The organism is Xylophilus sp. GW821-FHT01B05, assembly GCA_038961845.1.
GTDB lineage: Bacteria > Pseudomonadota > Gammaproteobacteria > Burkholderiales > Burkholderiaceae_C > Xylophilus.
This window is the reverse complement of record CP152408.1, coordinates 258065-274874: the sequence shown is the minus strand read 5'-3', so window position 1 is coordinate 274874 and position 16810 is coordinate 258065. Positions and strand designations below refer to the sequence as shown.

The window sequence follows — 16810 nt, the reverse complement described above, 5'->3', positions numbered from 1 at the left end:
CCGCAACTCTTTAACGGTTGCGTTCCGGGAACAGGCCGCGTACTGCGGCCACCTCCATGTCGGGAATGCGGGCGGGCTCGGCAATGCCAAGCCCGCGCCACAGACGCACGGCATTGTCTTCGGCACCGTCGTGCCATGTTGCCTCTGGCGCGGCGGCCAGCCTTGCGGCCAGCAGCGCGTGCTCGGCCTCCAGCGCGGCCAGCGTTACCGGGCGCGCAGCATCGGGCGCGGCCAGCACGGCGATGGCGGCATCGCGGAAGGCCTGCACGTCGTCTTCCACCAGCAGATCGCAGTCGCCGGTGAGCCAGCGGTGCTTGCCGCCGGTGGTGCGCCAGACCAGCGCGCGGTCGCGCGAGTCGAACTCGTCCACGCCGTGCGATGCCTCTATCACCTCGGGGCCGGACATGGCGAGCCGGCCGGTGTCGCTCATGACGATGCGGTCGGCGCAGCGCGCGACGATGCCCATGCCGCCAAAGCAGCCGTTGGCGCCGCCGATCAACACCAGCGTGGGGGTGCCGGCGGCGCGCACGTCGAGCAGCGCGCGCATCACTTCCGACACCGCGATGAGCCCCGCATTGGCCTCATGCAGGCGCACGCCGCCAGACTCGGCCAGCAGCAGCACCGCCGCCGGCTTGTCGCGCAGCGCGCGCTGCAGCAGGCCAACCAGCTTGGCGCCATGCACCTCGCCCACGCCGCCGCCCATGAAGGCGCCCTCTTGCGCGGCGACAAAGACGCTGCGCCCCGCCAGCGTGGCCCGGCCTATGGCCACGCCGTCGTCAAAGGCCGATGGCACGCCCAGCTGCGCCAGGTGCGGGCTGGCCAGGCGCTCAGACGGCGGCAGCCATTCGTGGAAGCTGCCCTTGTCCAGCAGCAGCGCGAGGCGTTCGCGGGCGGAGCATTCGGCGTAGCTGATGGATGTCGTCATGCCTTCAACTCCGAAACTGCTTGGTCGAGTCGAAGGCTGACGACGGCAGGCGTGGCGCCCATGTCGTTGACCGACACGCGCACGCCAGCCAGCCCGTGGCGCTGGTGGAAGTCGCGCACCACGGCGTCCCAGATCGGGCCAAAGCCGCGCGCCGAGGTCTCTATGCGCACGGCGCAGTCACTGCCGGCGGCGGGCTCCAGCAGCACTTCGAGGTTGCCGGAGCCGACCACGCCGACCAGCACCGGCGCAAACGCGCCGGCCGGGTGGCTGCCGGGAAAGGAGTAGTCCAGGGTTTCAAGCCCGGGGGTGATGTCGCTCATTGAAGTACCTTCGTGCTGCGCACTGCGGTGCGAGCTTGCTTGGGGCGGCCCGGCGCGTCGCTCATGCTGTGTGTCCTACCAATTGCGGAAGCGCCGGGGCGGCTGGTACAGCCCGCCGGATGCGCGCACCAGGTCGCGCATGCCGCGCGCGGCCAGCAGATTGCGGGTGGCGTCGCGCGGGTCTATGCCCAGGTCTTGCGGGCGCTGGATGATCTTGCGGTCACGCAGGTTCTCGACCATGCGCTGGTCGCGTGCCAGGCCCACCGCCGTGTAGCCGGCCACGCCGCGGATGGCCTGCGCGCGCTCTTCGTCGTTGCGGCACAGCAGCAGGTTGGCAATGCCTTCTTCGGTCAGCACATGGCTCACGTCGTCGCCGTAGACCATGATGGGCGGCAGGGCCATGCCGGCCTGCTGCTGCAGCGTCCAGGCGTCGAGGTTTTCGACAAAGGCCGGCTGCATGTGCTCGCGGAAGGTCTCGACCATCTGCACCACCAGCTTCTGCCCACGCGGCGTGCCGGCCGCGCCGCTGCGGCCCGCGCGCGCCTGCTGGCCGGCCTTGAGCCAGGCCGGGCTGGCATGGCGCCGGCCACGTGCATCGGCGCCCATGTTGGGTGCGCCGCCAAAGCCGGCGATGCGGCCCAGCGTGGCGGTGGAGCTGTTGCCGTCCAGGTCCATCTGCAGCGTGGAGCCAATGAACAGGTCGCAGGCATAGTGGCCCGCCGCCTGGCTGAAGGCGCGGTTGCTGCGCAGGCTGCCGTCGGGGCCGGTAAAGAACACGTCGGAGCGCGCGCGGATGTAGTCCTCCATGCCCAGCTCGGAGCCAAACGAATGGATGGACTTGACCCAGCCCGCCTCTATCGCCGGGATCATGGCCGGATGCGGGTTGAGCGCCCAGTGCTGGCAGATCTTGCCCTTGAGCCCCAGCGACTCGGCATAGGTGGGCAGCAGCAACTCGATGGCTGCCGTGTCAAAGCCGATGCCGTGGTTGAGGCGCTGCACGCCGTACTCGGCATAGATGCCCTTGATCGCCATCATGGCCATCAGCACCTGGATCTCACTGATCTGCGCCGGGTCGCGCGTGAACAGCGGCTCGATGAAATGCGGGCGCGGCGCCGGCACCACAAAGCTCACCCAGTCAGCCGGGATGTCGATGCGCGGCAGCGTGGTGGTCTTGCCATCGACCAGCTCGTTGACCTGCGCGATCACGATGCCGCCAGAGAACGCCGTGGCCTCGACGATGGCCGGTGTGTCTTCGGTGTTGGGGCCGGTGTAGAGGTTGCCCTCGGCATCCGCCGCCTGCGCCGCGACCAGCGCCACGTTGGGTGTCAGGTCCACAAAGTAGCGGGCGAACAGCTCCAGGTAGGTGTGGATGGCGCCAATCTCGATGCGCCCCGCCGACACCAGCTTGGCCAGCCGCGCGCCCTGCGGGCCGGAGAAGCTGAAGTCCAGCTTGCTGGCAATGCCGTTCTCGAACACGTCCAGATGTTGCGGCAGCGCCAGCACCGACTGCACCATGTGCAGATGGTGCACCCGCTGCGCATCCAGCCCCACCAGCGCATCGGCCAGAAAGTCGGCCTGCTTCTGGTTATTGCCTTCCAGGCAGACGCGGTCGTGCGGCTCTATCACCGCTTCGAGCAGCGGGCCGATGGCATCGGTGGCCACCACCTTGCCCTGCAGTTGCGCGCCAAGGGCCTGGGCGGCGCGGGCAAGTCGTGTGGTGCGGGCTTGGGCGCGAAGGTTCCAGCGCGGGGTGTTGTCCATGGCGCTGACGGTAGTCGGCGCGCACCTTGGGATCAATCAAGGAAGGAGGCGGAAGCTTACGCTTTGCGGAATGGATGGGCGGGGGTTTTCACGGGGGTGTTTGCCGAACCAGCCTTTCGTCGGGTGCACACCTTTCGGTCAAGCGCCGCCACATGCACCTGCGATGCACTGGCGGGAACTCAGCCCTGGTACCTGCCAGGCTTGTGCCAAACGATGACCATTGCATTCATGGCGAGGGTGCCGAGGAGCGACCAAGCAATGGTTCGCCAAGGGAGGAACATTGACGCAACAACGAAGAGCAGCGCGTCGATCATCAACTGGCCCACGCCGGCGTTCAGGCCGTACCGTCTCTGCAGCCAAAGGACCACGGCGCCCGTCCCTCCCAACGATGCGTTGTGCCGGGCGAGAAAGAGGATGCCCGTGCCCAACAGCGTGCCGCCTCCGATGGCTGAGAAAGCAGGGGAAATCTCGGAAACGATCAGTGAACGGCCGAGCAGCGCAACCGCGATACCGAGTACGGTGCTCACGACCAATGTCTTTGCGCCAAAGCCTTGCCCCATGGCGACGAATGCGAAGGCGACAAATGGCGCATTCCATATCCAGACCAAGCCTCCTACAGGCTGCTGAACGAACAGGGAGAGCAGCAGCGAGAGGCCGGCGATCCCGCCTGTGATCATCTCGCCTCGGTACAGGAGGCCAATCCCGACGGCGCAGAAGAATATTCCGAGCGCCACACCGTAGAGATCCTCGCGCGTGCTGTGAGGGCGGGGCGGCACTGCGGCGGAACGTCGGTCCATTGGCCACGATCGGCGCATTTTCAGGCTTATGCCCTGCACGAAACCGCGAGCGTCACGCGCGGCTGCAGCCTCGTCCGGGTAGTGCCATATCCGTCAGTCACGGCAGTCATTGGTTTTCCAGCCGCTGGGCGACGCGTGCCGAGACCTCTCGACGCTGCCGCAACATGCCCTGCGCCGAGAGCCGGACCTTCTCGACGAGCTCTGGGGCGGCCACGCGGGGGTGGCCGCTCTGAAACGGCGGGGCCGGATCGTATTCGAGCATCAGCTGAAGCGACTTTGCGGCTTCGGCCCCGCGGAGTACTTCAAGCACGGTGAAGGCGAAATCGAGACCAGAGGTCACACCAGCACCGGTGATCCTGTTTCCATCCACGACGACCCGGTCGGGGACGATCTCGACGCCGAACAGGGCCAGTTGGTCGATAGACAGCCAATGGCATGTGGCCTTGCGTCCTGTCAGCAGACCGGCCGCCGCGAGCAACAGGGAGCCAGTGCAGACCGAGGTCACCAGTCCAGCACCGAGCGCCTGCTGGCGCAGGAATTGCATCACCTCCTCGTCGTCCATCAGCGGGGTCTGGCCGGGGCCGCCAGGCACTACCAGCACGTCGTACTGCGGGGCCTCACCGAAGCTTTGGTCGGGAATGATCGTGAGCCCGGTGTCGCCCTTGATGGGATTGCGATCCTTCCAAACCAATTCCGCGTGGCAGTCCGGCGCACGCGCCAACACTTCAAAGGGTCCAAGGATGTCCAGCGAGGTCATCATCGGGAACGCAAGCATGCCGATTCGGGTTTTATGTTTCAAGTTCATGCCGAATACTTTGCCCGGCGGCCCGGGTTCGCGTTGGACAAACAGTGCTTGTTTGTGGACACGCAACAGCAGCAAGGCGGCGGATGTCCCGGAATCAGTTGTCAAAGTCCGGCACTGTCGATTCCTCACAGAAAGACTTGCACTCAAAGCTGCCCTTCGGCAGCTACGAGGTGGGTCATGAGCAACCGACGAGAATCCATTCAAATGCTGGGTGCGCTCGCGCTGATGCAGCCGTTGCTGTCTATGTCGCAGGACTCGCACCCCAGCATGGTGAGGCTCCTGGTGGGCTTCCCGGCCGGCGCAACCGGCGATCGGATCGCAAGAGCAGTCGCACCGCTGCTGGCAACCAACCTGCAAGCCAGCGTCATCGTCGACAACAAGGCGGGGGCCGGTGGGCAGTTGGCGATCGAGTACGCAAGGGGTGCGCCATCCGATGGCAGCGTGCTGCTGCAAACCATCGGTTCTTCGATGGTCATCTACCCGCACACCTACCGCAACCTGCGCTACGACCCGGTTCACGATTTTGTTCCCCTCGGAACGGTTGCGACCGCGCCGATCGCATTCGTCAGCGCGGCGAACCTGCCGGTGAAGACACTGGCGGAGGCCGCAGCCTTGATCCGGCAAAACCAGAAGCTGGGCTTCTATGGTTCGCCCGCCTCGGGCAGCGTCTTCCATTTCTCGGGCGTTCTGTTTGCGCGCGCATTGGGCTGCGAGTTCACCCATGTCGCTTACCGTGGCTCCGCCCCCGCCCTGGCCGACGTGCTCTCCGGGCAGATTCCTTTTGCTTTCCTGGCACCCAGTGACATCCTGGAGCACCACCGCGCCGGCAAGTTGAGGATTCTTGCCGTGACCGGGCAGACGCGTGCAACGCAGCTTCCCGATGTCCCCACCTTCCCCGAGGCGGGATTCAAGGACCTGGTGAACAGGGAGTGGTTCTCGTACTTCCTTAGCCGAAGTGCGAGCCCGGAGACTGTGGCCCGCTACAGCGCCGCCCTGCGCAAGGTGGTGATGGACCATGAGTTACGTGCCATGCTGTTGGCCGCGGGGCTCGAAATCGGTGATGGAGACCCGGCACTCCTTGCAGCAACGATGCGGAACGAATATGTCCAATGGAAGCAAATTGTCAAAGACATCGGATTCGTTGCGGACTGACGCTCGTCCATCCGCGACACCGTACGGCAGGACTCGGGAAGTCGGCATCGTCGTTTTCAGCGACGTACTGCTGCTCGATGCGAGCAGCCCGGCCGATGTATTCGGCCGGGCAAACCACCATTTGCGCCGCCCGGACCAGCCCGATCGCTATCGGCTCACCGCGATCTCTTCGTTCGGAGGTGAAGTCGTGACTTCGTCGGGGCTGCGTCTTCAAACCAGCGCGCTACCGCCCCCAGAGATATGCGCGTTCGACACGCTGATCATTGCCGGCGGGCCCGGTGTGATGAACGCCAAACATGACCTCCACCTGAGCAATTGGCTGCAGGCCGTCGAGCCGCGCGTGCGACGGATCGGGTCGGTGTGCACCGGCGCATATGTGCTCGCGGAGTCCGGCTTTCTTGCCGGAAAGCGGGCGACGACGCATTGGGGGCATGTCGCCCGTTTCGTACAGCTGTACCCTGACGTTTGCGTCCTTGAGGATGCCCTCTTCACGCGCGACGCAAAATTCTTTACCTCGGCTGGAGCAACGGCGGGCATCGAGCTTGCCCTGAGCCTGGTGGACGAGGATTTTGGCCGCGAGCTTGCGCTGGCTATTGCACGCGAGCTGGTCGTCTTCAGGGTACGTTCTCCGGGCCAAGGGCAGCGAAGCGCTGCTCTGGACGCCTACGGTGGCACATCGGACCGCCTGAGCCGGGCAACGGACTACATCCTGGCCCATCTGGAGGACGGCGTCACGGTGGAGCAGGTGGCCGAGCACGTGTGCCTTGGTACGCGCCAGCTGTCCCGCACGTTCAAGGAAGTCTTTGGTCTTTCGCCAAGCGAATACATCCGCGCGGCGCAGGTCGACTTGGCGCGTGAACTGCTTTCAGGCAGCCATCTGTCGATGGACAAAATCGCCCTGCGCTGTGGCTTCTCTGGACGTCAGCAAATGGTGCGCGTCTTCGAACGCGTACTGGGGCTTGCGCCGATGGCATTCAGAGAGCAGCTCGATGTGCACCGGAAGCCGGAAGCGGCAGCACGCCCGCGGGGCAGGCACGGCAGTAGTCGCCACGCGGCTTGAATACCTACGTGGGACCTTCGGATGAAGGTCAGGTTTGGAGAAAAGCGCATGGCCGCTGCGGACCCGCTGCGCCGCTCCAAATGCCCCCACACCACCCCAAGGCCATTCACAAACCCGACGGACAAGCACGCTAACATCAAACAATCCATCCAGCTGGATTGTTATGTCCCTAGCCAATCGCCGCCCCAAGCAACCCGAACTCGTCCGCCAGCAACTGCTGGATGTCACCCTGCAGATCGTCGCCACCGAAGGCGCACACGCGGTGACGCTGGATGCGGTGGCCAAGCGGGCACAGGTCACCAAGGGCGGGCTGCAGCACCACTTTCCCAGCAAGCAGGCGCTGCTCGATACCTTGTTCGATACGCTGTTTGCGGACTTCGAGGCGCAACTGCAGCAGATGCTGGAGGCGGAAGAAGACACGCCCGGGCGGCATGCGCGCGCCTACATCAAGCTGGTTTTTGACAATGCAAGCGATGTCGCCACGCACCGCGCGGTTCTTTCGCTGGGCCTGAGCTGGGCGCCCTATGCCGCGCGCTGGCGCGACGCTTGCGCTGCGGCCTTGCTGGCCGATGGCGGGGATCGGGGCAATGCCAACCGGCTTTTGCTGTGCCGGCTGGCCGCAGATGGGTTGTGGTCGGCGCAGATGTTCGACATCTACGCGCTGGACACCGCGCGGCGGGCCGATCTGCTGGCCCTGCTCTTGAAGCTCTGCAGCGAAGAGCCCGCATGAGCTATTGGAACTACGGCTTCCTCGCGATTGCCATCGTGAGCGAAGTGATTGCCACTGCCGCCCTGAAGGCGACCGAGGGCTTTACCAAGCCCGTGCCCAGCGTGATCACGGTGCTGGGCTACGCAACGGCCTTCTACTTTCTGTCGCTCACGCTGAAGACACTGCCCACGGGCGTGGCCTACGCCACATGGTCGGGGGTGGGCATCGTGCTGATCTCGCTCATAGGCTGGCTGTACTACAAGGAAAGCCTGAATGTCCCCACCATGCTGGGCATGGCCATGGTGATTACGGGCGTGGCCGTCATCAACCTGTTTTCGAAAGCGCATTGAACATGCAGGCAGCCAGCATGGACGACGAACAATGGATCACCGGTTTTGCGGCGCAGGCGGCTTGCCGCTGGCCCTGCATGGCGACGGAATCCCTCACCGAGCTTGCCCGTGGACTGGCCACCGAGCCGCACTGGCGGGAGCTTGAACCCAGCATGGGCGCAGACAACTACGTGCGCTCGATGGAAGAGCTGTGCTGGGTGGAGCCCAGCGCCATGGAGCTGAGCATCGACATGGAGGGCGCCAGCGCGCAAAGCCTTGCGCTGGGCGTGGCGGCGGCGCTGGAGGTGTTCCGGGCGGCCAATGTATCGCCGGCGGCCGGTGCGCGCGCCATCTTTGCCCGCGATTCATGGGGCGCGCTGGGCTACCCGGAAGAAGCCCTGCCGGCCGCGACCTTCCTGGATGCGGCACGCGCCTGGGAAAAGGCCGAACTGGCCGCGCACCAGGCGTGCTGCGGGGACACGGCGGCCAGCCCGCAGGCCTGCACGCTCAGGCTGGGCTGGCGGGTGCCGGAACAACAGACTTACCGGGCCTATGAAAGATCAATGCGATGACGATTGAACTGAGCAAGGACGCGCGCAAGGCCGCCGTGTCCTCCATAGAGCGGTTCTTCCGCGAGAACATGGACGAGCCCATAGGCAACGTCACCGCCGGCCAACTGCTGGAGTTCTTCCTGAAGGAGATCGGGCCAACCATCTACAACCGCGCCGTGACGGATGTGCAGGAGCGCGTGCAGGCGCAGGTGATGGAGCTGGACATCGAGATCCACGAGCAAGAGTTTGCGTACTGGCGCACGCCTCATGGCCGCGGTGGATGACTACTGCAGGCGCACCCTGAGCAGGATCAACACCAGCGCAACGGCTGGAGCGCACAAAGACCAGAAGCCCGCCAGCCGGTAGCCCAGGCCACCAGCAATCGCCCCCACGGCAAAGGCAAGCACCGCCGGCCAGGTCTTGCGCATGCGCTCCCGGGTCCCAGGTGCGGCGGCGCCGCTCATGAGGTCGACCAGGTCGATCACGATCTGGGTGACGTTTCCGGTCATCACCGTGGTCGGCCCCAGATAGGCAAAGGTGAGCCGGGACGCGGTGTTCTGCACCGCCATGGTGGCCACCCCAACCATGCCCACGATGATGGTGGGCCAGGCGTCAGCGCTGCCAAAGGGTTCCGCCCAGACGCCGGCCAGCATGAAGGCCAGCAACAGCACGAGTTCGGCGGTCACCACCGGCACGGCGACGGCGCGCTGCCTGCGCTCCAGCAACAGCAGATAGGCACGCGTGCCCGCAACGCCGAGCACGAACATCGGCAGGGCCAGCAGCTTGCCGATGACGCCCGGGTGCCCGTTTGCCACCGATGCACCAACAAGCACGAAATTGCCAGTGACATGCGCGGTAAACATGCCAAACAGCGCAACAAAGCCCAGGGTGTCTACAAACCCCGATGTGAAGGCCTTCAGCGTGCTCACTACGCGCACCTCGTGTTCAGGCTGTGGGTTCATGGCTTGCCCTTGTGTCTGTTGCACTGGCCAGCACGGCCGCCAGCGCGAGGCCGCCTACCAAGCCGATGTGTTCAAGAAAGGTATTGAACTCCCGAAAGCGCTCAGCCGGATCATGAAAGGCCCAGAAGTTGTGTGCAACCAAGGTGGCAAGCATGGTGAACACGCCCAGGGAACCGGCGGCAAGCCAGGACAGCCGGCCGACGATCAGCAGGGCCGACGCGCCCAGTTCAACGGCAATGGTCAGGGCTGCAACCGCCCACGCCGGCGCCAGGCCGAAGTGCTGCGCCTCCGCTACCGCGCCCTGGAAGTCGAACAGCTTGCCAAAGCCGCCCCACCAGAACGCGCAGGTGAGCGCGATACGCGCCAGCAGTGCAAACAAGGGCGCGGCCAGCAACGCACGGATAGGCTGCGGAACGGGCGCCATCACACCGCCCAGCAGCCGCAGCCGAAGGCCCCCCAGAAGCCCTGCGCGTCACTGGCAGGAATCTGGCGGCCGAGCGTGGCGGCATGCTGGTGGCCGTGGACCCCGCAGGCCGTGCTGCAGTTGCACAGCGCCGCCATCCGCGCTGCGCCTGGCTGGCCCAGCCGGCGCTGCTGGTAGCCACCAAAGCGCTTGACGGGGGACCACTCTGGCAGCACCGGCGGCAGGGGTGGTGCCAGGTCGCTGAACTCGGCCTCGCCATGCACGACTTCACCGCCCAGCACGGTCAGCACCGACGACAGATGCGCGATGTCGCTCTCCGGGACCTTGAAGTAATCCTGCGACAGCACCGCCAGGTCCGCCAGTTGGCCAACCACCATGCTGCCCTTCTTGCCTTCTTCGCTGGAGAACCAGGTGTTGGCCTGGGTCCACAGCCGGAGCGCCTGCTCACGGTCGAGCCGGTTGGCGGGCGGGTAGAGCTGGGCGCCGCCCACGGTCTTGCCGGTCACCAGCCATGACAGGGACACCCACGGGTTGTAGCTGGCCACGCGCGTGGCATCGGTGCCCGCGCCCACCGGCACGCCCGCGGCCAGCATGCGCGCGATTGGCGGCGTGGCCTCTGCCTGCCGGGCGCCGTAGCGCTCGCTGAAATACTCACCCTGGTAGGCCATGCGGTGCTGGATGGCAATGCCGCCCTTGAGCGCCGCGATGCGGTCTATGTTCTTGTCGCTGATGGTTTCCGCATGGTCGAAGAACCAGTGCAAGCCATCGAAGGGGATCTCGCGATTGACCTTCTCGAACACGTCGAGCGCCCGGTCAATCGACTCGTTGTACGTGGCATGCATGCGCCAGGGCCAGCGGTTCTGCACCAGCACGCGCACCACGCGCTCCAGGTCTTCTTCCATGTTCTGCGGCAGCTCGGGCCGCGGCTCGCGGAAATCTTCGAAGTCGGCAGCGGAGAACACCAGCATCTCGCCGGCGCCGTTGGCGCGGTAGCTGTCGTCGCCCTGGCCTGGCTTGACCAGCCCGGCCCAGCGCGTGAAATCCTCGGCCTCGCTGCCGGGTTTCTGTGTGAAGAGGTTGTACGCAATGCGCAGCGTGAGCTGCTTGTCGGCGTGCAGCTTCTCGATGATCTCGTAGTCGTCCGGGTAGTTCTGGAAGCCGCCACCGGCATCTATCACGCTGGTCACGCCCAGGCGGTTGAGCTCACGCATGAAATGGCGGGTGGAATTCAACTGCAGCTCGGGCGGCAGCTTCGGGCCCTTGGCCAGGGTCGCATACAGGATGGTGGCGTTGGGCCGCGCCAGCAGCAGCCCGGAGGGCTCGCCGGCCGCATCGCGCACGATCTCGCCGCCCGGGGGATTGACCGAATCCCGCGTGTAACCCACGGCGCGCAGGGCAGCGCGGTTGAGCAGCGCCCTGTCGTACAGGTGCAGGATGAACACTGGCGTGTCGGGCGCCGCAGCATTGAGTTCGTCCAGCGTCGGCAGGCGCTTCTCGGCGAACTGGTGCTCGGTAAACCCCCCGACGACTCGTACCCACTGCGGTGAGGGCGTGGCCTGCGCCTGGCGCTTGAGCATGGCCATCGCATCGGCCAGCGACGGCACACCGTCCCAGCGCAGTTCCATGTTGTAGTTGAGGCCACCCCGGATGACGTGGATGTGACTGTCGATCAGGCCCGGGATGGCACGTCGGCCGCGCAGATCGATCACGCGCGTTTGCGGGCCGCGTGTCGGCATGATGTCCTTGGCATCGCCAATGGCGCTGAAGCGGCCGCCGGTGATCGCCACCGCCTCGGGGTCGGGCTGCGCCCGGTCCAGCGTGGTGAAGCGGCCGTGAGTGAGGATCAGATCAGGGTGCATGGTGTACATCTTTCATGGGGGGCGAGGCTGGAGGTGCATTGGCAGCACTGGACGTCGCGGCCGCAGGGGCATGCAGGTGGCTGCGGACCGCCGAGACCGCCTGCTCGCCAGCCACCATGCCCAGCAGGCCGATCAGTGCGATGACCGGCGGCGCGGGCGAGCGGACCTGCAGCAGCCCGTAGAGTGCGCCAACGCCCAGCCCGACGATGAGAGACAGCATGTAGTTCATCCAGTTTCTTGCCAACATTTCACTTTTTGAAAGATATCCCGGCGTATCAAACTGTTCAATACAGGATTGCGCAACATAAGATTCCACTTTTCGGAAAATACGGCAGCTAGGGCTATGGCAGACCAGATCAACGACCTCAAACTTCTGACCCGGCTCGTGGCTGCCGGCAGCCTCTCCAAGGCAGCGTTGGAGCTGGAAAGCTCACCGCCGGCCATGAGCCGACGCCTGGCCGCCATGGAGGCGCGGCTGGGCGTGCGCCTGATAGAGCGCCACTCGCGCCGCTTCATGCTGACGGAAGAGGGGGCGCTGCTGCACGAACGCGCGGTGCGCATCCTGCGCGACGTGGACGAGGCAGAGGCCGAGGCATCGGCCAGGGGCGACGCGGTTGGCGGCCTGCTGCGCATAGGCGTGCCGACCGAGTTGGGGCGCCGCGTGATCGCGCCCTTGCTGGCGCAGTTCCGGGAGCGCTGCCCATCGCTCGAAGTGCTGTTGGTGCTGTCGGACGCGGGGCTTGACCCGGTGGAAGACGAGCTGGAGATGGTGCTGCGCAACGGCATGCCCGACGACCCGACCGTAGTCGTGCGCAAGCTGCTCACCAGCCGCCGCGTCGTCTGCGCCACACCGGACTATCTGGCCCGGCACGGCATGCCGATGCGGCCCGGCGACCTGCTGCAGCACGATTGCATCCGGCTCGTCAGAGGACGTCGCGTGTTTGACGAGTGGCCCTTTCTGGAGGACGGCAAGCGCCGCGTGGTGACCGTGCGCGGCACCCTCTCCAGCACCAGCGGCGAAGTGCTGCACGACTGGGTGCTGGCCAGCATGGGCATCGGCCTCAAGGCGTTGTGGGACGTAGAGGCCGACCTGCGACAGGGCCGGCTGACAGAGTGCCTGGCCGACCATTGGTGCGACGAGATCGCGCTGTACGCATGCTTCCCCAGCCGCGCCCATATGCCACGGCGCGTGCGCGCCTTCACCAACTTTCTAGTGGAGGCGCTGGCGACTTTGGCGCCTGCGCAGACGGTGCTTGCGTGAGCGAGACCTCTTCCCTGCACTGGACCATCCACTGCGACGGCAGCGCCATGCCCAACCCCGGGCGCATGGGCCTGGGGGCCGTGCTGGTGGCGCCCGATGGCACGCGGCACACGCTGTCGCGGGCCACGCACACCATCGGCTGCAACAACGAGGCCGAGCTGCTGGCGCTGATGGCGGCCTTGATCGAGCTAAGAAAGCACAAGGCCACGGCGCTGCAGATCTACAGCGACAACAGCATCCTGGTCGAGCAACTGGGCCCGCGCGCCGGCCCGCCCATTGCCCCCATCGCCCGCCTGGCGGATCTGTTTGACGAAGCGCGTGCATTGCTGGACAGCTTCGACAACGCCCGCCTGCAATGGATACCGCGCCACCGCAACGGCGAGGCCGATACACTGGCGCGTGCGGCGCTGGGCATGGCGCCGAAGGCGCCGCCCAAGCCGTTTAAAAAGCGGCGGCGCTAGCCGCATTGCTCCCCGCTCGCCCTTAGCCGGTCGTTGGGCTGGCAGATGCGGGTAGGGCTTCGACAAGCTCAGCCCGAGCGGGATGTGGGCTCAGTTGCCCAGGCCGACGAACATGTTCTGCACGTCGTCGTTGGCGTCGATGGCCGCAAGGAAGTCTTCCACCTCGGCCAAATGCTCGGCGCTCAGCGTGGCCGGATCGACCGGGTTCTTGGCCTTGTAGCCCAGCTTGGCCGACAGCACGGTAAAGCCTTGCGCCGGCAGGGCGCGGCTCACCAGGTCCAGGTCGGTCGGGTCGGTCAGGAACAGGGTGGAGCCGTCTTCCTCTGCCGGCTCGAAATCCTGCGCGCCGGCCTCGATGGCGGCCAGCTCGGGGTCAGCGCCCGGCGTGGCGGGCTCGGCTTCTATCAGGCCCAGGTGGTCGAAATCCCAGGCCACCGAGCCCGAGGTGCCCAACTGGCCCTTGCGGAACAGCACGCGCATCTCGGGCGCGGTGCGGTTCACGTTGTCGGTCAGGCATTCGACCATCACCGGCACGCGGTGCGGGCCGTAGCCCTCGTACATCACGTGCTCGAAGTTCACGGTCTCGCCGGTCAGGCCGGCGCCCTTCTTGATGGCGCGCTCCAGCGTCTCCTTGGGCATGGACACCTTGCGTGCCTGCTCTACCACCAGCCGCAGCTTGGAGTTGGCGGCCGGGTCCGCGCCGCTGCGCGCGGCAACCATGATTTCCTTGGCAAGCTTGCCAAAGAGCTTGCCGCGCGCGTCTGCTGCAGCGGCCTTGCCTTTGGCTTTCCATTGGGCGCCCATGTGATCTTCCTTCGTGTTCTGGCGCACGTGGCGCCCGGTGTCTGGTGTGTTGCGGAAAGGGGCTGGTTATAAACCACCGGCGCCTGCAATGCGCGCGGCCGTCTTCCGGGTCGTGGTGGCGACGAAGGCCAGCAGGCGCTCCGACAGGCTGTGCGCCGCACGGGGCAGCAGGGGTGCCATGGCCTCAGCCGCTTGTGCAATGGCACCGGGCAGGACCTGCGCCATGTCTGCGGCCACCTTGCGCACAAAGGCCGGCTGCATGCGCAGCGCTACCGCCATGCCGTCGATCTGCGCGCGGCCTATGGCGCCCGGCAGGGTCTCGCCGCCGATGGCGAATGCAAACTCCGGCGACAGGCCCGGGTACAGGCGCGTGCACATCAGGTCGTAGAAGGGCGTCAGGCGCACGCCCTGCTCCGGTCGGTAGTAGACCGACAGGTTCTTGGCGTGGCTGTCGTTGTTGCCCACGTAGAGATTGAAGAACACCCAGCGCAGCAGTTCACGCAGGTCCAGCGCTGGCTGGCTGCTGTAGCGGCGGACCAGCTCGGCGCAGGCGGCCAGGCTGGGGCCGCCTTCCTTCTCGTACTTGTGCTCTGACACAGTGCCGACCAGCTGGCACATGTCGTACTGCACCAGCCGGCCCAGGCTGCCATCGGCGCGCAGGGTGCGGTCAAAGCGGCGCACCACGCAGGATTGGGTCACCGGTTCGTAGAACACCTCGGCCGTGGGCAGGCCGCACAGCGCGGCGGCACGCATCACGATGGCCTCGTTGGCGGCGGATTGCCAGACCTGGCCCAGCCGCCGGATGTCGGGCTTCAAGATGTGCGTGGAAGGCGCCGTGCCCTGCGGCAGGCGCGGCGCGCCGTCGCCGAAGATTGCCAGGCTGGCCTTGTCCTGCGCGCCGGCCAGGGAGATGCGCGCGCCCTCGCTCGCAAGATCCATCGCGGCGGCCAGGGGCGCATTCAGGCGCTGCGCCAGCGCCTCCCAGGTAGTCGGCTCGTAGCGCGGCGCGGCAGGCGCTTGCCCCGCCGGCAGCATGACGAAGGCCCCGGCGGTATCGCCCGCCACTTCCAGCAGCAGCGAGAACAGGGTCGAGGCCTTCTTCTGCTGCGCCAGGTACTGCCGCAGCTCGCCCTCGGGCAGCAGGTTCTCAAAAAACGCCAGTACCGCCGGGCCGCTTTGCAGCCCCGGCTGCAGCGCGATGGCAGCCACGGCCATGGGCCGCGGCTGCGCCAGCCAGCCGGGCGCATAGGCGAAGGCCAAGGGCGATGTGTCGTGGAGGACGCCAGCCAGTTGCGCGTCCAGGTACAGGTCGAGCTGCGTGGGGCGCGCTGCCATCACGGTACCCGGGGGGTCTTGGGCCGCAGCACCAGCTCCAGCCCCAGCAGATCGATCAGGTCCAGCACCTTCTGCAGCTGCACCGTGGGCTTGCCGCGCTCCAGCTCGACGATGAAGCGGTTGCCGGTATTGCCCAGGCCCGCGACCTCTTGCTGCGTAAGCGCCTGCTGCCGGCGCTGCGCGCGCACCAGCGCACCCAGATCGATGGCCGAGCGGACGGGCTGGCCTGGGCCAATCCCATTACCGAGCGGTAATGGATTTACTTGCGTGTCCATAGATGCCCCGTTAAGTTACCGATCAGTAACTTTACTTGGATTTTCTGATGCAAGTCAATGAAAATTACCGATCAGGACAATCTACATCTATCCCAAGCGCCCCGCCCCCACCACCACCCGGCAGACCGAGGCCAACAGCAGCAGATCCGGGTCGCGCTCGCGTGGCTTCAGGAAGGACAAGCCGATGGACTGGCGCGCGCGGTACTTTTCCTCCAGCGCGATGAACTGCAGCTTGTGGCCGAAGATGCTGCGCACGCGCCCGGGCAGCAGGGTGTAGCCGACGCCGCCGCTGACCAGGTTGGCCAGCGAGAAGATGTCGCCGACCTGCATCGCCACCTCGGGCGCGAAGCCGGCCACCTCGAACGCGCCGCGAAAGCCGCGCTGGGTGGCAAAGCCTTCGCCCAAGGACACAAAGCGCTCTTGGGCGCAGTTGCGCAGGTCGATGGACTGCAGCGCCGCATAGGGCGAGCCCAGCGGGGCGGCAAAGTACATGTCGTCTTCCAGCAGCGGGAGCGAGACGATGCCGGGCTCGGGGTCTGGCAGGGCCATCAGGGTGGCGTCTAGCGTGCCCTGGCGCAGTTTCTCCAGCAGCTCGGCGTTGGAGCCCAGCACCAGCTCGGCCTGCAGGTTGGGGCGGCGCTGGCGCAGGCCAACGATGACCTCGGGCACGAGCTGGATGGTGAGCGAGTAGAGCGAGCCGAGCTTGATGCGCCCGTCGGCGTGGCCGGCGGCGGCGCGGGTGGCGCGCAGGCCTTCGGCCATGCTGCCCAGCACCTCGCGCGCGACCTCGGCCAGCACCTGGGCGGCTTCGGTCGGGATCAGGTTGCGGCCCTGGTGGCGAAACAGCGCGCAGCGCGCGCCCTCTTCCAGCGAATGCAGCGCACGGTGCACGCTGACGGCGCTGGTGCCCAGGCGCTCGGCGGCGCGGGCCAGGTTGCCGGTGTCCATGAAGGCCAGCAGTACCTCCAGCTTGCGAAAGCTGATGTCATCGTCGATGCGGGGCAGGCCGGCGTTGGTCAT

General features: G+C 66.3%; 21 protein-coding genes. 8 read left to right on the top strand and 13 right to left on the bottom strand.

Going from position 1 to position 16810, the window contains the following annotated elements:
• Positions 1-10 precede the first annotated feature (10 nt).
• The 5 genes from AAFF27_01285 to AAFF27_01265 form a co-directional block, all read right to left on the bottom strand.
• On the bottom strand, positions 11-925 hold the full coding sequence (locus AAFF27_01285; protein XAH23849.1) for a biotin-independent malonate decarboxylase subunit beta: 915 nt from the start codon (positions 923-925) through the stop codon (positions 11-13).
• On the bottom strand, positions 922-1245 hold the full coding sequence (gene mdcC / locus AAFF27_01280; protein ID XAH23848.1) for a malonate decarboxylase acyl carrier protein: 324 nt from the start codon (positions 1243-1245) through the stop codon (positions 922-924). The genes AAFF27_01285 and mdcC overlap by 4 nt, the downstream gene beginning before the upstream one ends.
• Positions 1246-1320: 75 nt before the next feature.
• Entirely contained in the window at positions 1321-3006 is a 1686-nt protein-coding gene (gene mdcA, locus AAFF27_01275; protein XAH23847.1) for a malonate decarboxylase subunit alpha, read from the bottom strand.
• 179 nt (positions 3007-3185) lie between these two features.
• Complete coding sequence (locus AAFF27_01270; protein XAH23846.1) at positions 3186-3803, bottom strand: YitT family protein; 618 nt, start codon at positions 3801-3803, stop codon at positions 3186-3188.
• Positions 3804-3909: 106 nt separating this feature from the next.
• Positions 3910-4683: a DJ-1/PfpI family protein gene (locus AAFF27_01265; GenBank protein ID XAH23845.1), complete on the bottom strand. Its 774-nt coding sequence runs from the start codon at positions 4681-4683 to the stop codon at positions 3910-3912.
• Positions 4684-4785: 102 nt separating this feature from the next.
• Between AAFF27_01265 and AAFF27_01260 the strand changes: the two genes are divergently transcribed.
• The 6 genes from AAFF27_01260 (at position 4786) to AAFF27_01235 (ending at position 8693) form a co-directional block, all read left to right on the top strand.
• Positions 4786-5760, top strand: a complete 975-nt coding sequence (locus AAFF27_01260; GenBank protein ID XAH23844.1) for a tripartite tricarboxylate transporter substrate-binding protein — start codon at positions 4786-4788, stop codon at positions 5758-5760.
• Positions 5711-6820 (top strand): helix-turn-helix domain-containing protein, encoded by a 1110-nt coding sequence (locus AAFF27_01255; GenBank protein ID XAH23843.1) that lies wholly within the window; start codon positions 5711-5713, stop codon positions 6818-6820. The genes AAFF27_01260 and AAFF27_01255 overlap by 50 nt, the downstream gene beginning before the upstream one ends.
• Before the next feature lie 163 nt (positions 6821-6983).
• Positions 6984-7550 carry a TetR/AcrR family transcriptional regulator gene (locus AAFF27_01250; protein XAH23842.1) on the top strand — a complete coding sequence of 189 codons (567 nt, stop codon included), beginning with the start codon at positions 6984-6986 and terminating at the stop codon, positions 7548-7550.
• Complete coding sequence (locus AAFF27_01245; GenBank protein XAH23841.1) at positions 7547-7879, top strand: multidrug efflux SMR transporter; 333 nt, start codon at positions 7547-7549, stop codon at positions 7877-7879. The genes AAFF27_01250 and AAFF27_01245 overlap by 4 nt, the downstream gene beginning before the upstream one ends.
• A 17-nt stretch (positions 7880-7896) precedes the next feature.
• Positions 7897-8430: a hypothetical protein gene (locus AAFF27_01240; protein XAH23840.1), complete on the top strand. Its 534-nt coding sequence runs from the start codon at positions 7897-7899 to the stop codon at positions 8428-8430.
• A complete protein-coding gene (locus tag AAFF27_01235; protein XAH23839.1) occupies positions 8427-8693 on the top strand; it encodes a DUF2164 domain-containing protein in 267 nt (88 codons plus the stop codon). Before AAFF27_01240 ends, AAFF27_01235 begins: the two co-directional genes overlap by 4 nt.
• Here the strand turns inward: AAFF27_01235 and AAFF27_01230 are convergent, their stop codons facing one another.
• Genes AAFF27_01230 through AAFF27_01215 form a run of 4 tightly spaced genes read right to left on the bottom strand, consistent with a single transcriptional unit; the run spans position 8694 to position 11883 of the window.
• On the bottom strand, positions 8694-9371 hold the full coding sequence (locus AAFF27_01230) for a YoaK family protein (GenBank protein XAH23838.1): 678 nt from the start codon (positions 9369-9371) through the stop codon (positions 8694-8696).
• Entirely contained in the window at positions 9355-9795 is a 441-nt protein-coding gene (locus AAFF27_01225) for a DoxX family protein (GenBank protein ID XAH23837.1), read from the bottom strand. The genes AAFF27_01230 and AAFF27_01225 overlap by 17 nt, the downstream gene beginning before the upstream one ends.
• On the bottom strand, positions 9795-11654 hold the full coding sequence (locus AAFF27_01220) for an amidohydrolase (GenBank protein ID XAH23836.1): 1860 nt from the start codon (positions 11652-11654) through the stop codon (positions 9795-9797). The genes AAFF27_01225 and AAFF27_01220 overlap by 1 nt, the downstream gene beginning before the upstream one ends.
• A complete protein-coding gene (locus AAFF27_01215) occupies positions 11644-11883 on the bottom strand; it encodes a DUF1427 family protein (GenBank protein ID XAH23835.1) in 240 nt (79 codons plus the stop codon). Before AAFF27_01215 ends, AAFF27_01220 begins: the two co-directional genes overlap by 11 nt.
• 114 nt (positions 11884-11997) lie before the next feature.
• Between AAFF27_01215 and AAFF27_01210 the strand changes: the two genes are divergently transcribed.
• Both AAFF27_01210 and AAFF27_01205 read left to right on the top strand, forming a co-directional pair.
• Positions 11998-12915: a LysR family transcriptional regulator gene (locus AAFF27_01210; protein ID XAH23834.1), complete on the top strand. Its 918-nt coding sequence runs from the start codon at positions 11998-12000 to the stop codon at positions 12913-12915.
• Positions 12912-13376 (top strand): ribonuclease HI family protein, encoded by a 465-nt coding sequence (locus tag AAFF27_01205; protein ID XAH23833.1) that lies wholly within the window; start codon positions 12912-12914, stop codon positions 13374-13376. Before AAFF27_01210 ends, AAFF27_01205 begins: the two co-directional genes overlap by 4 nt.
• A 90-nt stretch (positions 13377-13466) precedes the next feature.
• On the opposite strand, the gene AAFF27_01200 is transcribed toward AAFF27_01205, so the two are convergent.
• The 4 genes from AAFF27_01200 to AAFF27_01185 form a co-directional block, all read right to left on the bottom strand.
• On the bottom strand, positions 13467-14180 hold the full coding sequence (locus tag AAFF27_01200) for a YebC/PmpR family DNA-binding transcriptional regulator (GenBank protein ID XAH23832.1): 714 nt from the start codon (positions 14178-14180) through the stop codon (positions 13467-13469).
• A 66-nt stretch (positions 14181-14246) separates the two neighbouring features.
• Positions 14247-15515, bottom strand: a complete 1269-nt coding sequence (locus AAFF27_01195) for a type II toxin-antitoxin system HipA family toxin (GenBank protein XAH23831.1) — start codon at positions 15513-15515, stop codon at positions 14247-14249.
• A complete protein-coding gene (locus AAFF27_01190) occupies positions 15515-15790 on the bottom strand; it encodes a helix-turn-helix domain-containing protein (GenBank protein ID XAH23830.1) in 276 nt (91 codons plus the stop codon). Before AAFF27_01190 ends, AAFF27_01195 begins: the two co-directional genes overlap by 1 nt.
• A gap of 87 nt (positions 15791-15877) precedes the next feature.
• Positions 15878-16810 (bottom strand): LysR family transcriptional regulator, encoded by a 933-nt coding sequence (locus AAFF27_01185; GenBank protein ID XAH23829.1) that lies wholly within the window; start codon positions 16808-16810, stop codon positions 15878-15880.

Bases quoted from the DNA above. Each gene is read 5' to 3' on its own strand.
- AAFF27_01285 (XAH23849.1), bottom strand. From the start codon at position 925: ATGACGACATCCATCAGCTACGCCGAATGCTCCGCCCGCGAACGCCTC.
- mdcC (XAH23848.1), bottom strand. From the start codon at position 1,245: ATGAGCGACATCACCCCCGGGCTTGAAACCCTGGACTACTCCTTTCCC.
- mdcA (XAH23847.1), bottom strand. From the start codon at position 3,006: ATGGACAACACCCCGCGCTGGAACCTTCGCGCCCAAGCCCGCACCACA.
- AAFF27_01270 (XAH23846.1), bottom strand. From the start codon at position 3,803: ATGGACCGACGTTCCGCCGCAGTGCCGCCCCGCCCTCACAGCACGCGC.
- AAFF27_01260 (XAH23844.1), top strand. From the start codon at position 4,786: ATGAGCAACCGACGAGAATCCATTCAAATGCTGGGTGCGCTCGCGCTG.
- AAFF27_01255 (XAH23843.1), top strand. From the start codon at position 5,711: ATGTCCAATGGAAGCAAATTGTCAAAGACATCGGATTCGTTGCGGACT.
- AAFF27_01250 (XAH23842.1), top strand. From the start codon at position 6,984: ATGTCCCTAGCCAATCGCCGCCCCAAGCAACCCGAACTCGTCCGCCAG.
- AAFF27_01245 (XAH23841.1), top strand. From the start codon at position 7,547: ATGAGCTATTGGAACTACGGCTTCCTCGCGATTGCCATCGTGAGCGAA.
- AAFF27_01240 (XAH23840.1), top strand. From the start codon at position 7,897: ATGGACGACGAACAATGGATCACCGGTTTTGCGGCGCAGGCGGCTTGC.
- AAFF27_01235 (XAH23839.1), top strand. From the start codon at position 8,427: ATGACGATTGAACTGAGCAAGGACGCGCGCAAGGCCGCCGTGTCCTCC.
- AAFF27_01230 (XAH23838.1), bottom strand. From the start codon at position 9,371: ATGAACCCACAGCCTGAACACGAGGTGCGCGTAGTGAGCACGCTGAAG.
- AAFF27_01225 (XAH23837.1), bottom strand. From the start codon at position 9,795: ATGGCGCCCGTTCCGCAGCCTATCCGTGCGTTGCTGGCCGCGCCCTTG.
- AAFF27_01220 (XAH23836.1), bottom strand. From the start codon at position 11,654: ATGCACCCTGATCTGATCCTCACTCACGGCCGCTTCACCACGCTGGAC.
- AAFF27_01215 (XAH23835.1), bottom strand. From the start codon at position 11,883: ATGAACTACATGCTGTCTCTCATCGTCGGGCTGGGCGTTGGCGCACTC.
- AAFF27_01210 (XAH23834.1), top strand. From the start codon at position 11,998: ATGGCAGACCAGATCAACGACCTCAAACTTCTGACCCGGCTCGTGGCT.
- AAFF27_01200 (XAH23832.1), bottom strand. From the start codon at position 14,180: ATGGGCGCCCAATGGAAAGCCAAAGGCAAGGCCGCTGCAGCAGACGCG.
- AAFF27_01195 (XAH23831.1), bottom strand. From the start codon at position 15,515: ATGGCAGCGCGCCCCACGCAGCTCGACCTGTACCTGGACGCGCAACTG.
- AAFF27_01190 (XAH23830.1), bottom strand. From the start codon at position 15,790: ATGGACACGCAAGTAAATCCATTACCGCTCGGTAATGGGATTGGCCCA.
- AAFF27_01185 (XAH23829.1), bottom strand. From the start codon at position 16,810: ATGACCAACGCCGGCCTGCCCCGCATCGACGATGACATCAGCTTTCGC.